Below are 23,060 nucleotides of genomic sequence, written 5' to 3' on the forward strand. Positions count from 1 at the left end.
GTCGCGGTACTACCAGGAGAACAACACATGGATCACGGCGGGCACGGTATGCCCATGGATCTGCCGCCGTTCACGCTGGCGCGCGGGCTGGAGTTCGGCGGGGACGCGTTCTTCCTGATCGGCTGCGTGGTGGCGCTCGCCCTGTACGGCTGGGGCGTGGCGCGGCTGGCGCGGCGCGGCGACCGCTGGCCGGTGAGCCGGACGGCGTCGTTCGCGCTCGGGGTCCTCACCATCGCGCTGGTGATGTGCACCAAGCTCAATGACTACGGCATGGTCATGTTCAGCGTGCACATGGTCCAGCACATGGTCGTCAGCATGGTCTCGCCGATCCTGCTGCTGCTCGGCGCCCCGGTGACGCTGACCCTGCGCGCCCTGCCGACGGCCGGGCGCGGCCGCAAGGGGCCCCGGGAGCTGCTGGTGGCGCTGTTGCACAGCCGCTATGTGCGGATCGTCAGCCACCCGGCGTTCACGATCCCGATGTTCATCGCGAGCCTGTACGGGCTCTACTTCACCCCGCTCTTCGACTTCCTCATGGACAGCAAGCTCGGGCACATCGCGATGATGACCCACTTCCTGCTGGTCGGCCTGTTCTTCTTCTGGCCGATCATGGGGGTGGACCCGGGCCCGCACCGGCCCGGCTATGTGATGCGGATGCTGGAGCTCTTCGCGGGCATGCCGTTCCACGCGTTCTTCGGGATCGCCCTGATGATGGCGAGCGAGCCCATGGTCGGCACCTACGAGCACCCACCCGCCTCGCTGGGCATCGACGCGCTGTCCGACCAGACGGCGGCAGGCGGGATCGCCTGGGCCTTCAGCGAGATCCCCTCGGTGATCGTCCTGGTCGCGCTGCTCGCCCAGTGGTACAAGTCGGACCAGCGCCAGGCGCGGCGCGCGGACCGTACGGCGGACCGGGACGGCGACCAGGAGCTCGCCGCGTACAACGCCTATCTGGCCTCGCTTCAGGGCCGCGGCCGTTAGCCGTTTCGGCCAAACCGAGCACCCCGCCGCCCCCGCCGCCGGACGATGTCTAGCGGCGGGGGCGGCGTCCGTAAGACGATGTCCTCGTGGGCCGTTGAGGCTGAGGAGGTTGCGGGGATGCCCGGATCTGCGAAGGCGATGACAGCGTGCACGGTGGGGGGCCTGGTCGTGGTGACCGCGTACTCGGTGGGCCTGGGCAGCAATGGATGGCTCTGGTTCGGCTGGGTGGTGCTCGGCCTGCTCACCGTGGGGGTGCTGGTGGCCCGGGCCTGAGCCCGCGCCACAGGGACCGCCACCAGGACCGGGCCCGGAACGGCCGCTTTCCGGGCTCGGCGACGGCCGTCCGCGGCGGCGCCGGCGTGGTCGACAACTCCGCCGGGTCCGCCGGGCCGGCCGGTTCCGCCCGGTCGGGCAGGGCCACATAGCGGGCCAGGAAGTCCGGGGCCAGCAGGCCCCTCTCGGTCTCCACGGTGTCCGAGTCGCCCTGCCGCGGGGTGAACTCGGCGGGCAGCGACACGAGGTGGCGGGAGACCCATGAGGCGCTCCAGCGCAGCTCGGTCTCCGGGACCGCCAGCCGCAGATCGGGCAGGCGCAGCAGCAGGGCGTCGATGCCGGTGTCGGCGATGGCGCGGCCGATGTCCTGGCCGGGGCATTCGTGTGGCCCGCCGCTGAAGGCGAGATGGGACCGGTTGCCGTACATGGGCGCGCCGATCTCGGGGCGGACGGCGGGGTCGACGTTTCCGGCGGCCAGGCCGAGCAGCAGCATGTCCCCGCCCTTGATCTGCCGCCCGGCGAGCTCGGTGTCGCCGGTCGCCCAGCGGCCGGGGATGATGGCGAGCGGCGGTTCGTTCCACAGCACATGCTCGATGGCGTCCGGCAGGGTCATCTGGCCGCCGGCCAGGGAGGCGCGGAAGCGCGGGTCGGTGAGGACCATCAGCAGCGTGTTGGCCATCAGGTTGGTGGTGGTCTCGTTGCCGGTGAGGAGCACCAGCCGCAGATGCTGGACGATCTCCTCCCCGGTCATCCCGGCGGGGTGGCTCAACAGCCAGGAGGCCAGGTCCTGGCCGGGCTCGACGCGCTTGCGGGCCACCAGGTTCTCGAGGGCCCGGATGACGTACTCGTTGCTGCTGATGGCCGTCTCCGTGCCCTTGATCAGGTCACGGCTGGCCTCGACCAGGCGCGGACCGTCCTCGTCGGGCATGCCGAGCAGCTGGGTGAGCACCAGCATGGGCAGCTGCTCGGCGAATTCCGTCACCAGGTCGGCGTGTCCGTCGGCGGCGAACTTCTCGACCAACTGCTGGGTGAACCGGGTGACATGGCGGCGCATCCCGCGCCGGTCGAGGCGGTTCATGCTCTCGGTGAGCGCCGTGCGCAGCCGCTCGTGCTCGGCGCCGTCGGCGAAGGTGCACATGGGCTGCCAGGCGACCACCGGCAGCAGCGGTGAGTCGGGGGCGACCCGGCCCTCCCGCCAGTCGCCCCAGTGGCGGGAGTCGCGGGAGAAGCGGGAGGGGGTGCGGGCCACTTCCAGGTTCTCCCGGTAGCCCAGGAGCAGCCACGCGGGCAGGTCGCCGGCGACCCGGACAGGGGCGACCGGGCCGTGTTCGGCGCGCAGCCGCTCGTAGAAGCCCTTGGGGTCGGCTTCGTGGCCGGGTCCGAAGAGGTCCGCCAGAGCGGAGGCGGAAGCGGGGGCGGCGGCGTGAACGGCGGCGTGGGCGGGGCATTCGGGGGGAGGCATGGCCACCTGCCCGGTGCCGAGGTGGTCGGTGCCCGGGTGCTCGGGTGGAGGGGTCACGGGGTCTCCGGGGTCACGGTGATCAGGGAGTGCAGATAGCGCACGAGGGTCAGCAGGGCGTCGCGGCTGGACCCGCGGTCCCGGGCGTCGCAGTCGATCATGGGTACGGATTCGGGCAGGTCCATCGCGGCGCGCAGCTCCGCGATGGGGTAGGCCGGGGCCTCGGGGAAGGCGTTGACGGCGACGACGAAGGGCACCGCGCGCTCCTCCAGCCGGCCGACCACGTCGAAGCTGACCTCCAGCCGCCGGGTGTCGATGAGCACCACGGCCCCCAGGGCGCCCTCGAACAGGCCGTCCCACAGGAACCAGAAGCGCTCCTGGCCGGGCGTGCCGAACAGATAGAGCACCAGCTGGTCGTTGAGGCTGATCCGGCCGAAGTCCATCGCCACGGTGGTCTCGGTCTTGCGCTCGACCCCGGCGAGGTCGTCCACGCCGACCCCGGCCTGGGTCATGGTCTCCTCGGTGGTCAGCGGACGGATCTCGCTCACCGAGCCGACCATGGTCGTCTTGCCGACGCCGAACCCACCGACGATCACCACCTTGACCGCCGCGTTCACCGAGGACGGCAGGACGTCCTCGGCACGCGGTCCGGCGACCGCCTCAGAGCTTCTGTAGTCCATGCATCACCGCCTGGAGGAGTGCGGGGTCGGGCAGTTCGGCGGCGGGGACCGGCGCCCGGGTCTCCACCTGGTCCTCCGCGAGCAGCTCCGCGAGCACCTCGGTGACGCCGGAGACGGGCAGGGCCAGATACGCGGAGATCTCGGCCACGGACAGCGGGAACTGGCACATTCTCAGGACGGCCGCGCACTCGGGGCGGGTCCCCGGCTCCGTCTCGGCCCGCGCCACGATCAGGGTGACCAGCTCCACGTCGGCCCGCGGGGTGCGGCGCGCCCGGCTGTCGGCGAGGGTGTACAGCCGCTCGGGGGCGCCTTCGGCGAGGCGCTCCCGCGGTTCGCTCATGCCGTCCGCCCGTCGACGCGCGGCGGGCTGCTGAGGTGTTCGCCGAGCCGGGCCACCAGGCTTCTCATGCACTGGCCCATGAGCCCGGCGTCCACGCTGTCCTCGGCCAGCACCGCCAGATACGCTCCGACGCCGGCCGCCATCAGATAGAAGAACCCGCCGTCGACCTCGATGGCGACGAGTTTCATCCGCCCGTCGCCCTCGGGGAATTCGGCGGCGATCGCCCCCGAGAGGCTCTGGAGCCCCGCGCAGGCGGCGGCCAGCCGGTCGGCGGTTTCCTCGTCGGCGCCGATCTGCGCCATGCACAGGCCGTCCGAGGAGAGGAGCACCACGTGGCGGGTCTGCGGAACGCTGGTCGCCAGGTCCCGGAGCATCCAGTCCATGTTGTACCGCGGTTGCGTCACTTGCCTATTCACCCTTATCCGACTCATTCGAGGTGTTCGACGATTCATCACGGTGCGGACGGCCGGATTCGGTGTTCTCGGCCGCACCGGAAACGCCCTGGAAGAAAGGGCCCAGCCACAGTCCGGGCTCCACGGCCGGCTCGGCCGGGGCGCCGGGCCCGGCGCCGCTCTCGGGCCGGGCGGCCCGGGCAGTCCGGGTGACCTGGGGCATCCGGCGGCGCCGCTGCGGCAGTCCGGCCGTGTTCTGCACCGCGGGGCCGCGGCCGGTGGGGACCGGGCCGGTGCGCGCCGGGGCCGGGGTGGGCGTGGCCCGCCGCACCGGCTTGGGCGGGGGCAGCTTGGCGGCGAGGGCGATCATGCCGCCGGGCGCGGGGGTGGTGCAGGTGATGTCCTGCGGTACGACCAGGACCGCGCGGACGCCGCCGTACGCGGAGGGGCGCATCGAGAACTGGAAGCGGTACTTGTGGGCGAGCCGGCCGACCACCGCGAGCCCCAGACGCGGCGTCTCGCCCAGGTCGTTGAGGTCGAGTCCGGCCGCCGCGTGGGCCAGCACCAGGTCGGTGCGGCGGCGGGCCTCCTCCGTCAGGCCCACCCCGGCGTCCTCGATCTCGATGGCGACCCCGGACTGGACCTCGACCGCGGTCAGATGCACCCGGGTCTTCGGCGGTGAGTAGCGGGTGGCGTTGTCCAGCAGTTCGGCCATGGCGTGGATCAGCGGCTCGACGCTGGGGCCGACGATGCCGACGTCCGCCACCGAGTGCAGATCGACCCGCCGGTACTCCAGGATCCGTGAGATGGCGCCGCGGCAGACGTTGTACAGCGGGATCGGGCTACGCCACTGGCGGCCCGGGCGGGAGCCGCCGAGCACCGCGATGCTGTCCGCCATGCGGCCGATCAGCGCGTTGCCGTGGTCGAGGTGGAGCAGATCGGCGTACACCTCGGGGTCGGCGCCGTGCTTGTCCTCCATCTCCCGCATGTCGTAGGCCTGTTGGTTGGTGATGGCCTGGACGCGGCGGGCGATGTTGACGAAGGCCCGCTGGGCGGCGTCCCTGAGGTCCTCCTCGGCCCGCACGGTGTACAGCATCGCCTCCAGGACCGACCGGTGCGCGGACTCGAAGTCCGGGTCGAGGCACGGCGAGTGGTCGATGTCCTTCATCACGTCGACGGGTTCGGCGCCGGCCCTCAGCCGGGCCACGGCCGCGGGGAGCAGTTCCTTGGCCAGCCGTCTGGTCTCCACCTCCTGGTCGGCCAGGCGCTGCCGCAGCGCGGCCTCACGCTCCGCGGCCCGCAGGCGCAGGGTCGCGGTGGCGCGCCCGCGGCGCACCGCCTCGCCCGCCACCACGGCCACCGCCAGCGTCGCAGCCAGGCCGCACCAGACGGCCGCCGCCCGCGCCCCGGTGGGCACGCGGGTGACGGCCAGCGCCGCGCAGAGCGCCGTGGCGGCGGGAGGGATCAGCCATAAGAGCGCGGAGGCGGGCCGCCGGCCTCCGGGTGACGAGCCAGCAAAAACCATGGGCGTCCTTCTTGAGAACTGCGGGGAGAAAATAAGTGCGAAGGGCTCGTAATGAGCCAGGGAGAGTTCGCTATGAGCCAAGGAGCATAGCGCTTTCGCCGACGACCGAGACGAATATGCGTTTTTCTCGGCAATGCACTGAAGTACGAATTGAAATAGCCCAAGAACCGATCGCGTTCTTTCATTTTCATTGCGTTCTCGAAATTTTCCGGAACGCACGGCCGTTGCGCCCAGAGCTGATCCGCGCAGGGTGAACGCGGCTGGGCGGTGCCCCAGGGGGCACGTAGCGTCCGCGTATGACCATCGGAGACGCATTCGTGATCGGGGCGACGGGACAGATCGGGCGGGCGGCCGTACGGGCGCTCGCCGCCGAGGGATGGCGGGTGCGGGCCGCCTCGCGCGGCGGTGGCCGCGACGAGCGATGGCCCGAGGAGGTGCGGGCCGTGACCATGGACCGGGAGGACGACGCCGCGCTGGCGGCGGCGCTCGGGGACGGCTGCGATGTGCTGCTGGACTGCGTGGCCTACGGGTCGCGCCACGCCCGGCAGTTGCTCGGCCTCGCGGACCGGATCGGCTCGGCGGTGGTGATCTCCAGCGTCGCGGTGTACCAGGACGACCGAGGCCGCGGCTTCGACACCCAGACCGAGCCGGACGGCGTCCCGGACTACCCGGTGCCGATCCCCGAGTCGCAGCCGACCGTCGCGCCGGGCGACGACACGTACAGCACCGCCAAGGTCGCGCTGGAGCGGGAGTTGCTGGCCGCCGGGGACCGGCTGCCGACCACGCTGCTGCGCGCCGGGGCGATCCACGGCCCGTTCAGCCCCCTGCCCCGCGAGACGTACTTCGTCAAGCGGGTGCTCGACGGGCGGCCGGTGCGGATCCTCGCCCACGGGGGCGCCAGCCGGTTCCACCCGGTGCACGTGGACAACCTGGCCGAGCTGGTGCGGCTGGCCGCCCGCAGACCCGGCTCCCGGGCGCTCAACGCGGGCGATCCGCAGGCGCCGACGGTCGCCGAGATCGCGGCCGCGGTGGACGCGGCGATGGGCGCCACCAGCGAGCTGATCACGTTCGACGGCGAGCCGCCGCGCCCGGGTCTTGGACAGACCCCCTGGAGCACGGCCCGGCCGGTGGTGATGGACATGTCGGCGGCGGAGCGCGAGCTGGGCTACCGGGCGGCGACCGGATACGCCGAATCGCTGCCGGAGACGGTCGAGTGGACGGCCCGCCGGCTGGCGGGCGGCCGGGACTGGCGGGAGGCGTTCCCGCTCCTGGCCAAGGCATACGGGTCCATCGGCCTCTTCGACTACGCCGCGGAGGACGCGTGGCTGGCCGCGCGCGGGTCCGCCGCCGGCTCCGTGCGCTGACTCCGGGCGCTGACGGCACCGGGCCCCGCCCCGGGGGTGCGTCGCGCACCCCCGGAACGGGGCCCGGCCCGGTGTGCTCCGGCTACTTGGCGGCGGCCGGTACGGGCGTGGCGTGCGGGCCGCACGTCACGTCCGCGGCGTCCACCGTGCCCTTCAGCAGATAGGTGTCCACCCGGTCGTTGATGCAGGAGTTGACCAGACCGGTGACCCCGTGCGAGCCGGCGTCCTTCTCGGTGATCAGGCGCGACCCCTTCAGCCGCTTGTGCAGCTCGACGGCGCCCTCGTACGGGGTGGCGGCGTCGCGGGTGCTCTGCACGATGAGCGTCGGGGGCAGACCCTTGTCCGCGCCGACCTCAATCGGGGTCTGCTGCCGGGCGCCCCAGGTGCTGCACGGCAGGTTCATCCAGGCGTTCGCCCAGGTCATGAACGGGTAGTCCTTGTGCAGCCGGGTGTTGTCGCGGTCCCAGGTGCGCCAGCTGGTCGGCCACTTGGCGTCCGCGCACTCCACCGCTGTGTAGACGGCGTTGCCGTTCTCCGAGGAGATGTTGCCCGCGGTGTCGGACAGATCCGGGCCCGCGGCCTCGACCAACTGCTTCTCGTCACCGGCGAGATAGGCGCTCCACACCGCGGCGACCGGGGCCCACGAGGAGTCGTAGTACGGCGCGCTCTGGAAGAAGCCCACCAGCTCGGCCGGGCCGACGACCCCGCCGATCGGGTGCTTCTTCGCGGCCGCGCGCAGCGTCTCCCACTGCTTCTGGACCTTCTGCGGGGTGTCGCCGATGTGGTAGGCCGCGTCGTTCTTGGCGACCCACGCCGTCCAGTCCTTCCAGCGCATCTCGAAGGCGACGTCCTGGTCCAGGTTGGCCTGGTACCAGATCTTCTCCCGCGACGGGTTGACCACGCTGTCGACGATCATGCGGCGCACATGGGTCGGGAAGAGCGTGGCGTACACGCCGCCGATGTAGGTGCCGTAGGACACGCCGAGGTAGTTGAGCTTCTTCTCGCCGAGCGCGGCCCGGATGACGTCGATGTCACGGGCGGTGTTGGGCGTCGTCATGTACGGCAGCATCCAGCCGCTGCGGTCCGCGCACCCCTGCGCGTACTCCTTGGCGAGCTTGCGCTGCGCGCGCTTGTCCGCCTCGCTGTCCGGCACCGGGTCCGCCTTCGGCGCCTTGACGAACTCCTGCGGGTCGACGCAGGAGATGGCGGCGGAGTGGCCGACCCCGCGCGGGTCGAAGCCCACGAAGTCGTAGGCCTTCGAGGCCTTCTTCCACAGCGGGTTCTCGGTGGTGACCCGGCGCGGGAACTTCAGGCCCGAGCCGCCGGGCCCGCCCGGGTTGTAGAGCAGCGCGCCCTGGCGCTCGGTGGCGCTCCCGGTGCTGCCGATCCGGTCCACGGCGAGCTTGATGGTGCGGCCGTTGGGCTTGGCGTAGTCGAGCGGAACCGTCACATAGCCGCACTGGATGGGCTTCTCCAGGCTCCAGTCGGCCGGGCAGTCCTTCCAGTCGACGCCCGCCTCGGCGGCCCTGGCCGCGGCGATCGCCACACCGCGCGCCTCCGCCGCTCCCCCCGGCGTACGCGCCTTGGCGCTGGCCACCGGCGTGGCCAGGGCGCCCGCTATCAGCGCCCCGGTGAGCACACCGCCGGCCGTGCCGAGCATTGCTGTACGTCTCACGTAGCTACTCCCCCTGCCATGTCGCGCCGCCCCTGCGGCGATGATCACAGATTGTCAGAAGGATCCTCGCGCCTGACTCACCGCTGGGTACAGCGCGAACCGGGATTTCTTTGTCAATTCGTGAACATGCGGCCATCGGCGGTCACCTCGTCGAGCAGCCGGCGCAGCCGCAGCGCGTCCGGCGCCACCGCGGTGACCAGGGCGGCGGGGCCCGCGAGCGGGGTGAGGACCGCCGTCTCGCCCAGCTGCCTGACGGGCACGGGCCGGTCCTCGAAGGCCGGGTCGACGAGCAGGAGTTGGCCGGTGGCCCGGTGCCCCCCGAGGACCGCGCCGCCGTCCCAGCCGGGCGTCCCCGGCCCGTAGCCGAGCTCCTGGTCCAGCAGGGCCCGCCCGGCGCGGCGCACCGTCAGACGGGCCGTCAGCCGTCCCGGCGGCTCCCCGGCCCGGCCGAGCACCTGCTCCTCGCGGAGCAGCAGCCGGGCGGTGGGGGCCAGCTCGACGCGGCAGGTCATCCGCAGATCGCTGCCGCGCGCTGAGATGAGCGGCTCGGGGAGCCAGCACAGCGTCGCGCCGTCGCCGACGGTGAGCCGTACGTCGTAGTGGGCGGGTTCGGCCGACCGGCCGGGCAGGGCGATGGTGGCGGCCGCCGCGCCCATCCACAGCCGGGCGCCGGGCCCGGCCGTCACGTCCAGCGCGAGCCGGTCGCCGCCGAGCGGGGCGCTCATCGCCCCCACCACGGTCACCCGCGCCGCACCCGCGCCGCCGCCGGCCCCGCCGGCCCCGCTTGGCCGGGTCCGCCGCAGCGCGAGCGGGCCGTCCCCGGCGAGCACGGGCAGCGCGGTTCCGCCCCGCCCGTCCGCCTCGGCGACGACGCGGGCCGTGGCTCGTACGCCGATTCCCGTGGCCGGTACGGCCGGTGCCGTCACGCCGGGGCCGCCGTCCAGGCGGTCAGCCGCTCGCGCACCCAGTCGGCGACCGGCTTGACGCCGTTCTCGGCGACCAGGGAGGTGAAGGCGACGGGCAGGTCGCCGCGCTGGGCCCGTGCGTCATGGGCCATGCGCTCCAGGTCGGAGCCGACGTACGGCGCGAGGTCGGTCTTGTTGACGACCAGGAGGTCGGCGGTGGTCACGCCGGGGCCGCCCTTGCGCGGGATGTCGTCGCCGCCCGCCACGTCGATGACGAAGATCTGCGCGTCGACCAGGCCCTTGGAGAAGGTCGCGGTGAGGTTGTCGCCGCCGGACTCGATGAACACGATGTCCAGGCCGCCGAGCGCGTCCTCGAGGTCCTCGACCGCCTCGAGGTTGGCGGAGATGTCGTCGCGGATGGCGGTGTGCGGGCAGGCGCCGGTCTCCACCGCCGTGATGCGGGTCGCGGGCAGCACGGCCTCGCGCAGCAGGAACTCGGCGTCCTCGCGGGTGTAGATGTCGTTGGTGACCACGGCGATGGACAGTTCGTCGCGCAGCGCGCGGCACAGCGCGGCGACGGTCGCGGTCTTCCCGGAGCCCACGGGGCCGCCGAGGCCGATGCGCAGGGCGCGCCGGGCGCCGTCGGGGCGGCGGGGGTCGGCGGCGCTGTGGGTGTGGCGCTGGGGGTAGGCGCCGGCGTGGTCGAGGTGGTCGTCGAGATGCATGACGGCTCCGGATGGCTGGGGGCTGCGGGATGGGGCTGGGCGGGCTGCGGGCGCTCAGGAGGCGAAGAGGCGTACGGGCCAGGCCGCGTGCGCCTCGGCGGTGATGTCGAGCAGGGGCGCGGAGGCGGCGGGCAGCGCGTCCGGGCCCTCGTCGAGGGCCCGCCGGGCCGCCGCGGCGGCGCGCGCCGCCACCTGGTCGAGTTCGGGGACGAGGCGGGCGAGCACGGCGGTGGCGTCGAAGGGGTTGAGGCTCAGCAGCCGTACGACGGCGGTCGCGGGCCCGCTGACCGACTCGTACGCGGCGATGTGCGCGGCGTCCAGCGGGCTCGCCCCGGCGGCGCGCGCGGCGAGGCCGAGGACGACCGGCTGGTGGGCGCCGCGCGGGCGGGCGGCGGCCAGGGCGTCGAGCTCCGGTCCCGGCCAGGCGGCCCGGGCGGCGCGCATCATCTGTCTGCCGAGCCGCCGCGCGGTGGCGCGCAGGGCGGGGGCCGGGGTGCGGGCGTCGGCGGCCTCGTCGAGCGCGAGCGGGTCGAGCCCGGCGGCGGCCGCGGCGGCGAGCCCGGCCGCCGTGAGCCCGGCGGTGTGCAGCCGGCCCCGGCAGAACTCCTCCAGGGTGGCCGCGTCCCGGATCCGGCCCGCCTTGACGGCGGCCTCGGCGCCCCCGGAGTGCGCGTGGCCCCCGGCGGGGAACCGGCCGTCGGCGAGGACGAGCAGGGCCGCCCGGGCGGTGGTCGCGGACATGGGCACGGTCATGGTCGCCACGTCCGCTCAGAAGAGGAAGTAGCGCTGCGCCATGGGCAGTTCCGCCGCCGGGGCCGGTTCGACCGGCTCGCCGTCGATGGTCACCGTGAAGGTGTCCGGGTCGACCTCGACGCGCGGGCGGGCGTCGTTCTCCCGCATGTCGGCCTTGGTGACGCCGCGTGTGCTGCGGATCGGGACGAACCGCTTGCCGAGCCCGAGCCGCTCGGCGAGGCCGTCGTCGAGCGCGGTCCGCGTGACGAAGTTGAGCGAGTTGGTGGCCGGGGCGCGGCCGATCGCGCCGAACATGGGGCGCGGCAGGACCGGCTGGGGCGTGGGGATGGAGGCGTTGGCGTCGCCCATCTGCGCGTACGCGATCTGTCCGCCCTTGATGACCAGCTGCGGCTTGACGCCGAAGAACGCCGGGTCCCACAGCACCAGATCGGCGAGCTTCCCCGTCTCCACGGACCCGATCTCGTGGTCCAGGCCCTGGGCGACGGCCGGGTTGATGGTGTATTTGGCGACGTAGCGGCGCGCCCGGTGGTTGTCGGCGCGGCCGTCGCCGGGCAGGGCGCCGCGCCGGCGCTTCATGACGTGCGCGGTCTGCCAGGTGCGCAGCACGACCTCGCCGACCCGCCCCATGGCCTGGGAGTCGGAGGAGATGATCGAGATGGCGCCGAGGTCGTGGAGGATGTCCTCGGCCGCGATGGTGCTGGGCCTGATGCGGGACTCGGCGAAGGCGAGGTCCTCGGGGACGGCGGGGTTGAGGTGGTGGCAGACCATCAGCATGTCGAGGTGTTCCTCGACGGTGTTGACGGTGTGCGGGCGGGTCGGGTTGGTGGAGCTGGGCAGCACGTTGGGCTGGGACACCACGGTGATGATGTCCGGCGCGTGCCCGCCGCCCGCGCCCTCGGTGTGGTACGCGTGGATGGAGCGCCCGGCGATGGCGGCGAGGGTGTCGCCGACGAAGCCCGCCTCGTTGAGCGTGTCGGTGTGGATGGCGAGCTGGGCGCCGCTCTCCTCGCACACGCCCAGGCAGGCGTCGATGGCGGCGGGGGTGGCGCCCCAGTCCTCATGGATTTTGAACCCGAGTGCCCCGCCGCGCAGTTGGGAGTACATCGCCTCGCGGGAGACGGTGTTGCCCTTGCCGAGCAGCCCGATGTTGACGGGGTAGGCCTCCAGCGCCTCGAACATCCGGGCGAGGTGCCAGGGGCCCGGGGTGATGGTGGTCGCCTTGGTGCCCTCGGCGGGTCCGGTGCCGCCGCCGACCAGGGTGGTGATGCCCGCCGCCAGAGCCTCGTCGGCGATGGTGGGGGAGATGAGGTGGACGTGGGCGTCGATGGCCCCGGCGGTGAGGATCCTGCCGTTGCCCGCGATGACCTCGGTCTCCGGCCCGATCACGAGGTCGGGGTGGACGCCGTCCATGGTGTCCGGGTTGCCCGCCTTGCCGATGCCGGTGATCCGGCCGTCGCGCAGGCCGATGTCGGCCTTGACGATCCCCCAGTGGTCCAGGATCACGGCGCCGGTGATCACGGTGTCGGGGGTCCCTTCGGCGCGCGTGGCGCGGGACTGGCCCATGGACTCGCGGATCACCTTGCCGCCGCCGAAGACCGCCTCGTCCCCGGCGCGGCCGGGGCCGCCCGCGCGGTCCTCCTCGATCTCGATGAGCAGGTCGGTGTCGGCGAGTCGTATACGGTCGCCGGCGGTCGGCCCGAAGAGGTCCGTGTACGCGGCGCGGCTGAGTTCAGCCATCGAGGGCACCTCCGGTTTCCCCGCGCAGCCCGGGTACGACGCGCGCGCCCGCGATCGGGACCAGCTCGACCTCGACGGGGATGCCGGGCTCGAAGCGCACGGCGGTGCCCGCGGCGATGTGCAGGCGCTGGCCGTGGGCGGCGGCGCGGTCGAAGTCGAGGCCGGGGTTCGCCTCGGCGAAGTGGTAGTGGGAGCCGACCTGGACGGGCCGGTCGGCGGCGTTGAGCACGGTGAGGCGGGTGACGGGACGGCCCTCGTTGAGGCCGATCGGCTCGTCCGCGTGCAGGATCTCTCCGGGTGTCACGGAAGGCGTCCTCCGTCAGGCGATCGGCTGGTGGACGGTGACGAGCTTGGTGCCGTCGGGGAAGGTGGCTTCGACCTGGACGTCGTGGATCATCTCGGGGACGCCCTCCATGACCTCCTCGCGGGTGAGCACCTTGCGGCCGGAGGACATCAGCTCGGCGACCGTACGGCCGTCGCGGGCGCCCTCCAGGATGTGCGCGGTGATCAGCGCGATGGCCTCCGGGTGGTTGAGGACCACTCCGCGGGCCCGCCGCTTCTCGGCCACGTCGGCGGCCACATGGATGAGCAGCCGTTCCTGTTCGTGCGGGGTCAACTGCACGCCTACCACCTCACACTCGTCCCGTCGGGCGTGTCCCTCGTCAAGGGGAGAATCGCCCGTTCACCTGCGGCCCAGGGCGGCTCGCACCCGGTTTCGGAAGGCTAGTTCCGCGGCGTTTCCACGGCGTTAACTGCGACGGGTGCGGCGGTTGGCGGGTGGGCGGCTGTGTCAGGCGCGGCCGGGCCGCCGGTCCCCGGTGTCCGGGCCGCGGTGCTCCGCCGCGATGCCGAACCGCCGCCGTTCGCCGGGAGCGGACGCCACCGGGCGCACCGCGGAGACCGTGCTGATCACCTGATCCTCCGCCTCCGACTCGTTCTCCTCGAGTCGCCGCAGGTCATCGGCCGAGACCAGGGCCACGAGCGGCTTTCCGTGCCGGGTCACGACCACGCGCTCGCCGCCGTAGACAACGCGGTTGATGAGCTCCGCGAGCTCTGCTCGGGCTTGCGTCACCGGAATCTCGTAGGCCATGCTCCCCATCATAACGAGGTGTACGTCCTGTACATTTTTTACAGGTTCCTGGCTACCGACTGACACCGAGAGGTGACGCGATGGAACGCCCGACGGCGCGCTATGTCCTGCCCGAGTTCACCGAGCGCACGAGTTCCGGGATCCGCACCATGGACCCGTACTCCAAGCTCCTGTCCGAGCGCATCGTCTTCCTCGGCACGCCGGTCGACGACACCTCGGCCAACGACGTGATCGCACAGCTCATCCACCTCGAGCACGCCGGGCCCGACCAGGACATCTCGCTCTACATCAACTCGCCCGGCGGCTCGTTCTCCGCCATGACGGCGATCTACGACACCATGCACTTCGTCACCTGCGACGTGGAGACGGTCTGCCTGGGCCAGGCCGCCTCCGCGGCCGCCGTGCTGCTCGCCGCCGGCGCCCCCGGCAAGCGCTTCGCGCTGCCCGGCGCGCGGGTCCTCATCCATCAGCCGTCGTTCAGCGAGCCCGTCCAGGGCACGACGTCCGACCTGGAGCTCCAGGCCAAGGAGATGCTGCGCACCCGCGAGCTGCTGGAGGAGCTGCTGGTGCGGCACACCGGGCAGAGCGCGGAGCGCATCCGCGCCGATGTCGAGCGCGACAAGATCTTCGACGCGGCGGGCGCGGTGGCGTACGGGCTGGTGGACCGGCTCACCCAGAGCCGCAAGCGCCCGCCGGCGCCGCGCGGGGCGAGGTGAGCGGCCGTGCCGCCGCCCGAACTCCCCCCGCTGCCCGCGCTCACCCGCGCGGAGGGCGCGCTGGTGGACGGCTATCTGGACGTGGTCGACCTGCTGGGCCGCATCAACCCGGCCCGCGGCAGTGACACCTACGCGGGGCTGCGCGCCGCGCAGGCCCTGGTCGGAAAGGCCACGGCGCTCCGGGACGCGCTGGCGCTGATGCACGAGCGCGGGGAGAGCCGGCTGCACGCCGCGACGCTGGAGCGGGCCCTGCGCGTCCTGGACGGCCAGCGGCGCACCGAGCGCGTCACGCTTCCCCCGGCGTCGGCGCCCTGAGGCCGGACCCCGTTCACCCGGACGGCGCAATCCGTGCCCGTCCGGCTCGGCATGCCGGGCACGGCTGCGGCACCATCCCAAGGACGACAGGACCCGCCGTGCCGGGCGCCTGGCCGGCCCGGTCCGGGCGGGCCCCGGCGGACGGAAGGGGGTGCGCCATGAATGCGCACATGCGAGTCCCCGCAGTGGTGTCCAGGGCCGGCGCCGTCTCGGCCATAACCGTCGCCGCGGTCGGCGGCCCCGTAGCGGCGCCAGGGCTTCCACAGCAGGCCGACGCGGCGTCCGCCGCCGCGAGGGCGCTACAGATCGCCGCCTCGAAGAAGGGCGCCCCGTACAGGTACGGGGCGGCGGGCCCCAGCCGCTTCGACTGCTCGGGCCTGACCCAGTACGCCTACAAGCGGGCCGGGAAGCGGCTGCCGCGCACGGCGTCCGCGCAGTACAACCGCACCCGCCATATCAAGGCCGCCTCCCGCCACGGCGGCGACCTGGTGTTCTTCCACTCCGGGAGCAGCGTCTACCACGTGGGCCTGTACGCGGGGCGCGGCCGGATCTGGCACGCGCCCAAGCCGGGGACCGTGGTGCGGCTGGAGCGCATCTGGACCAAGAAGGTCTGGTACGGCAAGGTGCGCTGATGCCTGGGCCCGGCTGTCGGTGGGCGCCGGTACGTTGGCGGGGTCGGGAAGGCCCGTCCATCGCCGCGAGGATCACATGTCGTATCTGAACCCGGTCCGGAACATCACCTTCGACGCCCATGACCCGTACGCCCTGGCACAGTTCTGGTCCGCCCTCACCGGGTACCCGCTGGAGGGCTCCGCGCCGGGCGACGACGAGGTGCTGATCTCGTCGGGCCAGACGGGGGCTCCGGGCCTGCTGTTCCTGCGGGTGCCGGATGCCAAGGCCGTCAAGAACCGCGTCCACCTCGACATCCAGCCGCCCTCGGGCACGCGGGACGCCGAGGTGGAGCGGCTGCTCCCGCTGGGCGCGCGGGTCGTCGACGACCGGCGCACGGACGACGGGCTGGGCTGGGTGGTGATGGCGGACCCCGAGGGCAATGAGTTCTGCGTGGAGCGCAGCGCCGTCGAGCGCGGCCTGGTGGAGCCGATGTGACGCGGGTCTTCTGCGACGGGGGTCTTCGACGCCTGCGCCAACGCGCGTAGCGTGGCCCGGTGTCGGCAGCAGGAGGGGGCTTGTGGTGACCGAGCAGTTCGAGGCGGACCGGACCTACGACCATGTGTATCTGGTGTTCGTCGACACCGCGGGGTATTCGACGATCGTTCTGTCGAATCCGAGAGACCGCGCCGCCCACGCCTTCGATCTGCTGCGCGAGCGGATGCGGAGCCGGATCGAGCAGCTGGCGGCGGAGCGCCGCTGCGCCCGCAGCGGGGTGTGGAGCTGGCGGGGCGACGGCGGCTTCTTCGCCGTCCACGACGACAGCGAGAGCGTGGCCCGCGATGTCGCGCTGGAGGCGGCCAGGACGTTTCTCACCCTGGATCTGATCCATCTGCGGGACGAGTTCGCGCGGGCGGGTGTGGGCGGCGAGCTGCATCTGCGGATGGCCGTGCACAAGGGCACGATCCAGCACACCGGCGAGGGGCGGACGGGCGCGATCCACTCCCCCGACATCAATCTGGCCGCCCATCTGGAGAAGGCGACCCCCCGGGACTGCCTGGCGATCTCGGAGGACGTGTACCGCACCGCGGGCCCGCACGCGGAGCGGTTCGCGCTCGTGGGGAGCCACGAGGGCAAGCGGGTGTATCTGATGGCCGGGGACGGCGGGCCGGAGCGGGCGGCCAAGGCCTGGCTGGGGAGCCGCGGTCTTGACGGGGGCACCACGGTCCACGCGTATCCCGAGCGGCCCAGCTCCGAGGAGAAGGCGCGGCTGCTGGACGCGGCGTCCGAGGAGGTCCTCGACATGGGCACGGCGCTGCGCACCTCGTCCGGCCGGCTGGTGACCACGGAGCGCCCGGCCCGCTATCGCGACGCGGTGCTCGGTCTGCTGCGCCGGGGCGGCGTCTACAGCTGCTATCTGCTGGATCCGTCCTCGGACGCCGCGGCCACGCTGTCGCGCCAGTACCAGGAGGACATGACGCGGAAGATCAAGGACTCGCTGGAGCGGTTCGGCCGGTTCAAGGAGCGCTACGGCGCCGAGGCCGAGGGGCTGCGGGTGTATCAGACGGACGAGTTCCCGGGCTTCTCGGCGCTGGCCGTCGATATGCGGCGGCCCGACGGGCTGATCCTCTACTCCTCGTATCTCATGGGCGCCGGCAAGTACGGCGTGATCGAGCGCGGCGATATGCCGCACCATCTGATCAGCCCCGCGGCCGGGCCGGTGTTCGGGCGCATCCGGGAGCTGGCCGAGGCGCGCGGCACCACGGGGGGAGTCGAGCGCGTCCTGTGAGCCCGCTCAGCCCACGGGAACGCTCCAGGGCAGCGCGATCCAGACGGTCTTCCCGCCCTCGGGCGTCGGGATGACGGACACCTCGCCGCCCCACTCCGCGGCCAGTGAACGGATGATCAGCAGGCCCCGGCCGCTGTCCTGGTGGGGGGCGGCCGGCAGCCGTTTGGGCCATCGGGGGTGGCTGTCGGTGACGCCGATCCTCAGCCGCTCCTCACGCTCGAGCCGCACGTCCACGGTGAAGGTGGGTGACTGGCCCATGGTGTGCTGCACCGCGTTGGTGGCGAGTTCGGAGACGACGAGCCGTACGATGCCGACGGTCTCCGCGTCCGTCGGCAGACCCCATTCGGTCAGCACGCTCGTCACATATCTTCGCGCCGCGGTCACCGAGACCGGCGCGCTCGGGAGAGTGACGGATGCTTCCTGGTGGTCAGCCATGGCGACCCTGTCCCTTCCCGCCGGGGTCGCGGCTGCGGGCGCGTGCGAGTGGTATTGCCAAGCCAGTGAAGTCGTTGGGCAGCCCCGGCGGCTCTAGCGTCAGACTGCCATCGATAGGGCCCGCGACGGGGGCGATCCGCCGAGTTATGCATATATCTGTCGCTCGAAACGGTGAACTCTGCTACGGAAGACCGGATTTGAGCGGCACACTGGCGACCGGGAATTCACAGATAGCCGAAAGGGGACATCATGCGGTATGGCCCTGCGGTGCGCCGCCGCAAGCTCGGTGCGGAACTCCGCCGCCTCCGCGATCTCGCCGGACTCACCAGTGGCGAGGCAGCGCGCCGGGTGGGCTGGCACCAGTCGAAGGTGAGTCGGCTGGAAACCGGGCGCAGCGGCGCGAGACCGTCCGATGTGACGCGGCTGCTGGATGTCTACGGGGTCGCCGACCCGGAGTTGCGGGCGCTGCTGGAGGCGCTGTGCGGCGGGGGCGCCTCGGATCCCGAGGGTTCGCGGCGCGGCTGGTGGTACGCGTACCGCGATCTGCTGCCGCCCGCCTACCGGGACTTCATCAGCCTGGAGTCGGAGGCCTCGGCCGCGTACACGCTGGAGACCACGGTGGTGCCGGGGCTGCTCCAGACCCCGGACTACGCGCGGGCGGTGACCCGGGCGGCGCTGCCGGATCTGCCGCGGCCGGAGGTGGACACCTTGGTGGAGGTGCGGATCGCGCGGCAGTCGGTGCTGCGCGGGGCGCGTCCGCTGCGGCTGCACGCGGTGCTCGACGAGGCGGTGCTGCGGCGGGAGGTCGGCGGGCCCGGGGTGATGGCGGATCAGCTGAGGCATCTGGCAGAGGTGGCGGCGCTCCCTCAAGTACGGCTCCAGGTACTGCCATTCTCGGCCGGAATGCCCATTGGCATCACAGGTCCTTTCATTATTTTTTCGTTTTCGCACATTAGTGATCTCGATGTTGTTGTTCTCGACCACTTGACGAGTAGCCTCTACCTGGAGCGGAAAGAAGACCTCCGGGCGTACAGCGCCGCGTTCGACACGCTGCGCACCAACGCCCTGTCAGTCAAGGAATCGTTGACCTTCATCACAAAAATCGGGGGCGGCGCCTGAGGGGGCACCATGTCTGGAATGTCCTGGTCCCTACCCTGCGATTCGGCACTGCGCGATGCGCAATGGCGGCGCAGCAGCTACAGCACCGGAATGAACAACTGCGTCGAGTCGGCCGCACTCCCGCCCGGCCTGCTGGCCGTGCGGGACTCCAAGAACACGGCCGGTCCCGCGTTGCTGTTCACCCCGGAAACCTGGGTCACGTTCGTCGACGCGCTACGGGGCGGCGCGCTCGACACCGACGGGACCCGCGCCGACGGGCGTAGCTGAGCTGTCTAGGCGGTCGGCGCGGTCCTCACGACCGCGTCGGCCGCCTCCTCGATTTGCTGATCGGTCAGATCCGCCCGGGCCGTCAGCCGCAGCCGGGAAATGCCGTCCGGGACGGACGGCGGGCGGAAGCAGCCGACGGCCAGCCCGGCCGCCCGGCAGTCCGCGGCCCACCGCACCGCCCGCTCGGGCGAGGGGGCCCGCACCGACACCACCGACGCGTCCGGCCGCACCGCGCTCAGCCCGGCGGCGGTGAGCCGTTCGTACAGCGCGGTGGCCACCGCGCGGGCGCGCTCGGCGCGCTCCGGCTCGCGGCGCAGCAGGCGCAGGCTCGCCTGGGCGGCGCCCACGGCGGCCGGGTTGAGGCCGGTGTCGAAGATGAAGGTACGGGCCGAGTTGACCAGGTGTTCGATCACCCGCGCCGGTCCCAGGACGGCCCCGCCCTGGCTGCCCAGCGCCTTGGACAGCGTGACCGTGACGACCACGTCGGGCGCCCCCGCGAGCCCGGCGGCGTACGGCGCGCCGCGCCCGCCGTCGCCCAGCACCCCGAAGCCGTGCGCGTCGTCGACGACCAGGGCCGCGCCGTGTGCGCGGCAGGCGGCGGCGAGGCCGGGCAGGGGCGCGGCGTCCCCGTCGACGGAGAAGACGGAGTCGGTGACCACGAGCGCGCGGCGCGAGGCGGTTTCCGTCCGGTAGGCGGTTTCCAGGGCCTTGCGCACCGCCTCGGGGTCCGCGTGCGGCACCACGGCGACCTCGGCCCTGGACAGCCGGCAGCCGTCGATGAGCGAGGCGTGGTTGCCCGCGTCGGACAGGACCAGGGCGTCGCGACCGCTCAGCGCGGCGACGGCGGCGAGGTTCGCCGCGTAGCCGGAGGAGAACACCAGGGCCGCCTCGAAGCCGCAGAAGGCGGCGAGTTCCGCCTCCAGCGCGGCGTGCAGCTCCGTATGCCCGGTGACCAGCCGGGACCCGGTCGAGCCCGCCCCCCAGCGCGCCGCCGCCGCACCGGCCGCGGCCGTGACCTCCGGATGCCTCGCCAGGCCCAGGTAGTCATTGCCCGCCAGGTCGAGCAGCGGGGAGTCGGCGGGACGGGGGGTGAGCGTGCGGACGAGTCCGGCACGGCGCCGCCGTTCGCTCTGTTCGTCGATCCACTCGAACGGGTCGTCGTGACGGTCCTGGGGCATACGCCGTCCCTGCCTTCCGCCGGGCACCTGTCGGGCGCCAACTGTCGGGTCCCGATAGAACGTAGCGGCGTCCATGCACGGTCAGGGTGTGGCAATACACACACCTGGAACGGATGGTGTTGTGGAGTCTCTCCTTTGCCCCGGGCCCTGGGGCAGGGCAGGATCGGCGCCATGGAGCTGCTGAAGACGCTGGTGGACAAGGGGCTGCGGCGCGAGCTGCCGACCCGAGAAGAGGCCCTCGCCGTGCTGGCGACCGCCGACGACGATGTGCTCGACGTGGTGGCCGCGGCGGGCAAGGTGCGCCGCGCCTGGTTCGGGCGGCGGGTGAAGCTCAACTATCTGGTCAACCTCAAGTCCGGGCTGTGCCCCGAGGACTGCTCGTACTGCTCACAGCGGCTCGGCTCGCGCGCCGGCATCCTCAAGTACACCTGGCTGAAGCCCGAGGAGGCCGCGGCCGCGGCGGGCGCGGGGGTCGCCGGCGGCGCCAAGCGGGTCTGTCTGGTCGCCAGCGGGCGCGGGCCGACGGACCGGGACGTGGAGCGGGTCTCCCGCACCATCGAGGCGATCAAGGAGGAGAACGAGGGCGTCGAGGTGTGCGCCTGTCTCGGCCTCCTCTCGGACGGGCAGGCGACGCGGCTTCGGGAGGCGGGCGCCGACGCGTACAACCACAACCTCAACACCTCGGAAGCCACGTACGGGGACATCACCACCACCCACACCTACGCCGACCGGGTGTCGACCGTGCAGCAGGCCCAGGCGGCGGGCATGTCCGCCTGCTCCGGGCTGATCGCGGGCATGGGCGAGACGGACGCGGACCTGGTCGACGTGGTCTTCGCGCTCCGCGAGATGGACCCCGACTCGGTGCCGGTCAACTTCCTCATCCCCATCGAAGGCACCCCGCTCGCGCAGGAGTGGACGCTCACCCCGCAGCGCTGCCTGCGCATCCTGGCGATGGTGCGGTTCGTCTGCCCGGACGTGGAGGTACGGCTCGCCGGCGGCCGCGAGATCCATCTGCGCTCGCTCCAGCCGCTCGCCCTGCACCTGGCCAACTCGATCTTCCTGGGCGACTATCTGACCACCGAGGGCCAGGCGGGCGCGGACGACCTCGCGATGATCGCCGACGCCGGCTTCGAGGTGGAGGGCAGCGACACGACGACGCTGCCCGCGCACCGGGCCGACGCGCTCGCGGCGGCCCGGGCGGGCTGCGGTTCGCACAGCTGTTCCGAGGGGGAGGCGACGGGCGGAGGCTGCGGGCCGTGCGGCGACGCCGCGCCCGCGGAGGCGCCGGCCACCGAAGCCGGGACCGGAGCCGGAGCTGAGGCAGTCGAGCCCGCGCGGGCCGCCGGCGCCCGCACCGACCTGGTCGCCGTGCGCCGCCGTGGCGCGGGCACGGACCTGCCGCCCAATGCCTGAGCCGCTGACGCCCGCCGAACTGCTGGCCCTGGACCGGCAGCACGTCTGGCATCCGTACGGGCCGATGCCCGGCCGCCAGGACCCGCTGATCGTCGAGTCCGCCTCCGGGGTCCGGCTGCGCCTGGCCGAACCGGCGGAGGGCCACCGGGAGCTGATCGACGGGATGTCGTCGTGGTGGTCCGCCGTCCACGGCTACAACCACCCCGTGCTCAACGACGCGGCCCGCGGCCAGTTGGACCGGATGAGCCATGTGATGTTCGGCGGACTCACCCACGAGCCCGCCGTGCGGCTGGCCGCCCGCCTCGTGGAGCTCACCCCCGAGCCGCTCGAGCACGTCTTCCTCGCCGACTCGGGCTCCGTCTCGGTCGAGGTCGCGGTCAAGATGTGCCTCCAGTACTGGCGCTCGCTGGGCCGCCCCGCCAAGCGACGGCTGCTCACCTGGCGCGGCGGCTACCACGGCGACACCTGGCAGCCGATGGCGGTCTGCGACCCGGACGGCGGAATGCACCACCTGTGGTCGGGCCTGCTGCCCCGTCACCTCTTCGCCGACGCGCCCCCGCCCGGCTTCGACGCCCCGCCGGACCCCGCGTACGAGGCGCATCTGCGCGACCTGATCGCCCGCCACGCGGACGAACTGGCCGCGGTGATCGTCGAGCCGGTGGTGCAGGGCGCGGGCGGGATGCGCTTCCACTCCCCCGGCCTGCTGCGGGTGTTGCGCGAGGCCTGCGACGAGCACGACGTGCTGCTGGTCTTCGACGAGATCGCCACCGGCTTCGGCCGTACGGGCGAGCTCTTCGCGGCCGGACACGCGGGCGTCAGCCCCGATGTGATGTGCCTGGGCAAGGCGCTCACCGGCGGTTATCTGACGCTCGCCGCGGCGCTGTGCACCCCGCGCGTGGCGGACGGCATCTCGCGCGGCGAGCTCCCGGTGCTCGCCCACGGCCCGACGTTCATGGGCAACCCCCTGGCCGCCGCCGTCGCCCTCGCCTCGATCGACCTGCTGCTCGGCCACGACTGGCGGCAGGAGGTCAAGCGCATCGAGGCGGGCCTGCGGGACGGTCTGGCCGCCACGGCCGAACTGCCCGGCGTACGGGACGTCCGGGTCCTGGGCGCCATCGGCGTCGTCCAGCTCGACCACGCCCTCGACGGAGCGGGCATGGCGGTGGCCACCCGCGCGGCGGTACGGGAGGGCGTCTGGCTGCGGCCGTTCCGCGACCTGCTTTACACCATGCCGCCGTACATCACGGGCGACGACGACGTGACCCGCATCTGCGCGGCCGTCCACGCGGCGGCCCTCGCGGCCTGACCCGACCGGGCGGGCGT

At 72.8% G+C, this 23,060-nt stretch carries 27 protein-coding genes; 12 read left to right on the forward strand and 15 right to left on the reverse strand.

The window, feature by feature from the left end:
- The first annotated feature begins 27 nt into the window (after window positions 1-27).
- Window positions 28-978: a cytochrome c oxidase assembly protein gene (locus ABTY62_RS30430; RefSeq protein WP_352132628.1), complete on the forward strand. Its 951-nt coding sequence runs from the start codon at window positions 28-30 to the stop codon at window positions 976-978.
- A 117-nt stretch (window positions 979-1,095) separates the two neighbouring features.
- Entirely contained in the window at window positions 1,096-1,251 is a 156-nt protein-coding gene (locus ABTY62_RS30435) for a hypothetical protein (RefSeq protein WP_352132629.1), read from the forward strand.
- Here the strand turns inward: ABTY62_RS30435 and ABTY62_RS30440 are convergent.
- Genes ABTY62_RS30440 through ABTY62_RS30460 form a run of 5 tightly spaced genes read right to left on the reverse strand, consistent with a single transcriptional unit; the run spans window position 1,220 to window position 5,647 of the window.
- On the reverse strand, window positions 1,220-2,713 hold the full coding sequence (locus ABTY62_RS30440; RefSeq protein WP_352132761.1) for a cytochrome P450: 1,494 nt from the start codon (window positions 2,711-2,713) through the stop codon (window positions 1,220-1,222). The two genes, ABTY62_RS30435 and ABTY62_RS30440, sit on opposite strands and share 32 nt — an antisense overlap.
- A gap of 53 nt (window positions 2,714-2,766) precedes the next feature.
- A complete protein-coding gene (locus ABTY62_RS30445; protein WP_352132630.1) occupies window positions 2,767-3,390 on the reverse strand; it encodes a GTP-binding protein in 624 nt (207 codons plus the stop codon).
- Window positions 3,371-3,730 (reverse strand): DUF742 domain-containing protein, encoded by a 360-nt coding sequence (locus ABTY62_RS30450; protein WP_311730598.1) that lies wholly within the window; start codon window positions 3,728-3,730, stop codon window positions 3,371-3,373. The genes ABTY62_RS30445 and ABTY62_RS30450 overlap by 20 nt, the downstream gene beginning before the upstream one ends.
- Entirely contained in the window at window positions 3,727-4,113 is a 387-nt protein-coding gene (locus ABTY62_RS30455; protein WP_311730652.1) for a roadblock/LC7 domain-containing protein, read from the reverse strand. Before ABTY62_RS30455 ends, ABTY62_RS30450 begins: the two co-directional genes overlap by 4 nt.
- Window positions 4,114-4,138: 25 nt before the next feature.
- Window positions 4,139-5,647: an ATP-binding protein gene (locus ABTY62_RS30460; protein WP_352132631.1), complete on the reverse strand. Its 1,509-nt coding sequence runs from the start codon at window positions 5,645-5,647 to the stop codon at window positions 4,139-4,141.
- Window positions 5,648-5,943: 296 nt separating this feature from the next.
- Here ABTY62_RS30460 and ABTY62_RS30465 point away from each other — a divergent pair, with 296 nt between their 5' ends.
- Window positions 5,944-7,011 (forward strand): NAD-dependent epimerase/dehydratase family protein, encoded by a 1,068-nt coding sequence (locus ABTY62_RS30465; RefSeq protein ID WP_352132632.1) that lies wholly within the window; start codon window positions 5,944-5,946, stop codon window positions 7,009-7,011.
- An 82-nt stretch (window positions 7,012-7,093) separates the two neighbouring features.
- Here the strand turns inward: ABTY62_RS30465 and ABTY62_RS30470 are convergent, their stop codons facing one another.
- The 8 genes from ABTY62_RS30470 to ABTY62_RS30505 all read right to left on the reverse strand — a co-directional run bounded on the left by ABTY62_RS30470 (window position 7,094) and on the right by ABTY62_RS30505 (window position 13,896).
- Entirely contained in the window at window positions 7,094-8,671 is a 1,578-nt protein-coding gene (locus ABTY62_RS30470; protein WP_352132762.1) for an alpha/beta hydrolase, read from the reverse strand.
- Window positions 8,672-8,799: 128 nt separating this feature from the next.
- Window positions 8,800-9,612 carry an urease accessory protein UreD gene (locus tag ABTY62_RS30475; protein WP_352132633.1) on the reverse strand — a complete coding sequence of 271 codons (813 nt, stop codon included), beginning with the start codon at window positions 9,610-9,612 and terminating at the stop codon, window positions 8,800-8,802.
- Window positions 9,609-10,316, reverse strand: coding sequence for an urease accessory protein UreG (gene ureG, locus ABTY62_RS30480; RefSeq protein ID WP_352132634.1), 708 nt, complete (start codon window positions 10,314-10,316; stop codon window positions 9,609-9,611). The genes ABTY62_RS30475 and ureG overlap by 4 nt, the downstream gene beginning before the upstream one ends.
- A gap of 54 nt (window positions 10,317-10,370) precedes the next feature.
- Complete coding sequence (locus ABTY62_RS30485) at window positions 10,371-11,069, reverse strand: urease accessory protein UreF (RefSeq protein ID WP_352132763.1); 699 nt, start codon at window positions 11,067-11,069, stop codon at window positions 10,371-10,373.
- A gap of 15 nt (window positions 11,070-11,084) precedes the next feature.
- Window positions 11,085-12,806 (reverse strand): urease subunit alpha, encoded by a 1,722-nt coding sequence (locus ABTY62_RS30490; RefSeq protein ID WP_352132635.1) that lies wholly within the window; start codon window positions 12,804-12,806, stop codon window positions 11,085-11,087.
- Window positions 12,799-13,110: an urease subunit beta gene (locus ABTY62_RS30495; RefSeq protein ID WP_352132636.1), complete on the reverse strand. Its 312-nt coding sequence runs from the start codon at window positions 13,108-13,110 to the stop codon at window positions 12,799-12,801. The genes ABTY62_RS30490 and ABTY62_RS30495 overlap by 8 nt, the downstream gene beginning before the upstream one ends.
- A 15-nt stretch (window positions 13,111-13,125) precedes the next feature.
- Window positions 13,126-13,428, reverse strand: coding sequence for an urease subunit gamma (locus tag ABTY62_RS30500; protein WP_352132637.1), 303 nt, complete (start codon window positions 13,426-13,428; stop codon window positions 13,126-13,128).
- 168 nt (window positions 13,429-13,596) lie between these two features.
- Complete coding sequence (locus ABTY62_RS30505) at window positions 13,597-13,896, reverse strand: type II toxin-antitoxin system Phd/YefM family antitoxin (protein WP_352132638.1); 300 nt, start codon at window positions 13,894-13,896, stop codon at window positions 13,597-13,599.
- Window positions 13,897-13,976: 80 nt separating this feature from the next.
- Between ABTY62_RS30505 and ABTY62_RS30510 the strand changes: the two genes are divergently transcribed.
- The 5 genes from ABTY62_RS30510 (at window position 13,977) to ABTY62_RS30530 (ending at window position 17,325) form a co-directional block, all read left to right on the forward strand.
- A complete protein-coding gene (locus ABTY62_RS30510; RefSeq protein WP_352132639.1) occupies window positions 13,977-14,612 on the forward strand; it encodes an ATP-dependent Clp protease proteolytic subunit in 636 nt (211 codons plus the stop codon).
- A 6-nt stretch (window positions 14,613-14,618) separates the two neighbouring features.
- Complete coding sequence (locus tag ABTY62_RS30515) at window positions 14,619-14,927, forward strand: hypothetical protein (RefSeq protein WP_352132640.1); 309 nt, start codon at window positions 14,619-14,621, stop codon at window positions 14,925-14,927.
- Window positions 14,928-15,085: 158 nt separating this feature from the next.
- Window positions 15,086-15,559, forward strand: a complete 474-nt coding sequence (locus ABTY62_RS30520) for a C40 family peptidase (RefSeq protein WP_352132641.1) — start codon at window positions 15,086-15,088, stop codon at window positions 15,557-15,559.
- 76 nt (window positions 15,560-15,635) lie between these two features.
- Window positions 15,636-16,034, forward strand: a complete 399-nt coding sequence (locus ABTY62_RS30525) for a VOC family protein (protein WP_352132642.1) — start codon at window positions 15,636-15,638, stop codon at window positions 16,032-16,034.
- Window positions 16,035-16,119: 85 nt separating this feature from the next.
- Complete coding sequence (locus ABTY62_RS30530; protein WP_352132643.1) at window positions 16,120-17,325, forward strand: nucleotidyl cyclase domain-containing protein; 1,206 nt, start codon at window positions 16,120-16,122, stop codon at window positions 17,323-17,325.
- A 6-nt stretch (window positions 17,326-17,331) separates the two neighbouring features.
- Here the strand turns inward: ABTY62_RS30530 and ABTY62_RS30535 are convergent, their stop codons facing one another.
- Window positions 17,332-17,760, reverse strand: a complete 429-nt coding sequence (locus tag ABTY62_RS30535; protein WP_311729478.1) for an ATP-binding protein — start codon at window positions 17,758-17,760, stop codon at window positions 17,332-17,334.
- 249 nt (window positions 17,761-18,009) lie between these two features.
- Between ABTY62_RS30535 and ABTY62_RS30540 the strand changes: the two genes are divergently transcribed.
- Together ABTY62_RS30540 and ABTY62_RS30545 are read left to right on the forward strand one after the other, a co-directional pair.
- Window positions 18,010-18,879 carry a helix-turn-helix domain-containing protein gene (locus ABTY62_RS30540; RefSeq protein WP_352132644.1) on the forward strand — a complete coding sequence of 290 codons (870 nt, stop codon included), beginning with the start codon at window positions 18,010-18,012 and terminating at the stop codon, window positions 18,877-18,879.
- 9 nt (window positions 18,880-18,888) lie between these two features.
- A complete protein-coding gene (locus ABTY62_RS30545; protein WP_352132645.1) occupies window positions 18,889-19,146 on the forward strand; it encodes a DUF397 domain-containing protein in 258 nt (85 codons plus the stop codon).
- Between the two features lie 5 nt (window positions 19,147-19,151).
- Here the strand turns inward: ABTY62_RS30545 and ABTY62_RS30550 are convergent, their stop codons facing one another.
- A complete protein-coding gene (locus tag ABTY62_RS30550) occupies window positions 19,152-20,324 on the reverse strand; it encodes an 8-amino-7-oxononanoate synthase (RefSeq protein ID WP_352132646.1) in 1,173 nt (390 codons plus the stop codon).
- Window positions 20,325-20,495: 171 nt separating this feature from the next.
- Here ABTY62_RS30550 and bioB point away from each other — a divergent pair, with 171 nt between their 5' ends.
- Both bioB and ABTY62_RS30560 read left to right on the forward strand, forming a co-directional pair.
- Window positions 20,496-21,737, forward strand: a complete 1,242-nt coding sequence (bioB, locus tag ABTY62_RS30555; RefSeq protein ID WP_352132647.1) for a biotin synthase BioB — start codon at window positions 20,496-20,498, stop codon at window positions 21,735-21,737.
- Entirely contained in the window at window positions 21,730-23,043 is a 1,314-nt protein-coding gene (locus tag ABTY62_RS30560; RefSeq protein WP_352132648.1) for an adenosylmethionine--8-amino-7-oxononanoate transaminase, read from the forward strand. The genes bioB and ABTY62_RS30560 overlap by 8 nt, the downstream gene beginning before the upstream one ends.
- Window positions 23,044-23,060: the final 17 nt, after the last annotated feature.

Origin of the sequence: Streptomyces sp. NPDC097640 (assembly GCF_040302705.1) — a bacterium.
Classification (GTDB): Bacteria; Actinomycetota; Actinomycetes; order Streptomycetales; family Streptomycetaceae; genus Streptomyces.

What these genes read in the sequence shown, in the direction of transcription:
- ABTY62_RS30520 (WP_352132641.1), top strand. Translation starts at nt 15,086, where the DNA reads ATGAATGCGCACATGCGAGTCCCCGCAGTGGTGTCCAGGGCCGGCGCC.
- ABTY62_RS30465 (WP_352132632.1), top strand. Translation starts at nt 5,944, where the DNA reads ATGACCATCGGAGACGCATTCGTGATCGGGGCGACGGGACAGATCGGG.
- ABTY62_RS30505 (WP_352132638.1), bottom strand. Translation starts at nt 13,896, where the DNA reads ATGGCCTACGAGATTCCGGTGACGCAAGCCCGAGCAGAGCTCGCGGAG.
- ureG (WP_352132634.1), bottom strand. Translation starts at nt 10,316, where the DNA reads ATGCATCTCGACGACCACCTCGACCACGCCGGCGCCTACCCCCAGCGC.
- ABTY62_RS30560 (WP_352132648.1), top strand. Translation starts at nt 21,730, where the DNA reads ATGCCTGAGCCGCTGACGCCCGCCGAACTGCTGGCCCTGGACCGGCAG.
- ABTY62_RS30490 (WP_352132635.1), bottom strand. Translation starts at nt 12,806, where the DNA reads ATGGCTGAACTCAGCCGCGCCGCGTACACGGACCTCTTCGGGCCGACC.
- ABTY62_RS30445 (WP_352132630.1), bottom strand. Translation starts at nt 3,390, where the DNA reads ATGGACTACAGAAGCTCTGAGGCGGTCGCCGGACCGCGTGCCGAGGAC.
- ABTY62_RS30550 (WP_352132646.1), bottom strand. Translation starts at nt 20,324, where the DNA reads ATGCCCCAGGACCGTCACGACGACCCGTTCGAGTGGATCGACGAACAG.
- ABTY62_RS30440 (WP_352132761.1), bottom strand. Translation starts at nt 2,713, where the DNA reads ATGCCTCCCCCCGAATGCCCCGCCCACGCCGCCGTTCACGCCGCCGCC.
- ABTY62_RS30435 (WP_352132629.1), top strand. Translation starts at nt 1,096, where the DNA reads ATGCCCGGATCTGCGAAGGCGATGACAGCGTGCACGGTGGGGGGCCTG.
- ABTY62_RS30535 (WP_311729478.1), bottom strand. Translation starts at nt 17,760, where the DNA reads ATGGCTGACCACCAGGAAGCATCCGTCACTCTCCCGAGCGCGCCGGTC.
- ABTY62_RS30525 (WP_352132642.1), top strand. Translation starts at nt 15,636, where the DNA reads ATGTCGTATCTGAACCCGGTCCGGAACATCACCTTCGACGCCCATGAC.
- ABTY62_RS30430 (WP_352132628.1), top strand. Translation starts at nt 28, where the DNA reads ATGGATCACGGCGGGCACGGTATGCCCATGGATCTGCCGCCGTTCACG.
- ABTY62_RS30540 (WP_352132644.1), top strand. Translation starts at nt 18,010, where the DNA reads ATGCGGTATGGCCCTGCGGTGCGCCGCCGCAAGCTCGGTGCGGAACTC.
- ABTY62_RS30455 (WP_311730652.1), bottom strand. Translation starts at nt 4,113, where the DNA reads ATGGACTGGATGCTCCGGGACCTGGCGACCAGCGTTCCGCAGACCCGC.
- ABTY62_RS30450 (WP_311730598.1), bottom strand. Translation starts at nt 3,730, where the DNA reads ATGAGCGAACCGCGGGAGCGCCTCGCCGAAGGCGCCCCCGAGCGGCTG.
- ABTY62_RS30510 (WP_352132639.1), top strand. Translation starts at nt 13,977, where the DNA reads ATGGAACGCCCGACGGCGCGCTATGTCCTGCCCGAGTTCACCGAGCGC.
- ABTY62_RS30460 (WP_352132631.1), bottom strand. Translation starts at nt 5,647, where the DNA reads ATGGTTTTTGCTGGCTCGTCACCCGGAGGCCGGCGGCCCGCCTCCGCG.
- ABTY62_RS30485 (WP_352132763.1), bottom strand. Translation starts at nt 11,069, where the DNA reads ATGACCGTGCCCATGTCCGCGACCACCGCCCGGGCGGCCCTGCTCGTC.
- bioB (WP_352132647.1), top strand. Translation starts at nt 20,496, where the DNA reads ATGGAGCTGCTGAAGACGCTGGTGGACAAGGGGCTGCGGCGCGAGCTG.
- ABTY62_RS30545 (WP_352132645.1), top strand. Translation starts at nt 18,889, where the DNA reads ATGTCTGGAATGTCCTGGTCCCTACCCTGCGATTCGGCACTGCGCGAT.
- ABTY62_RS30470 (WP_352132762.1), bottom strand. Translation starts at nt 8,671, where the DNA reads ATGCTCGGCACGGCCGGCGGTGTGCTCACCGGGGCGCTGATAGCGGGC.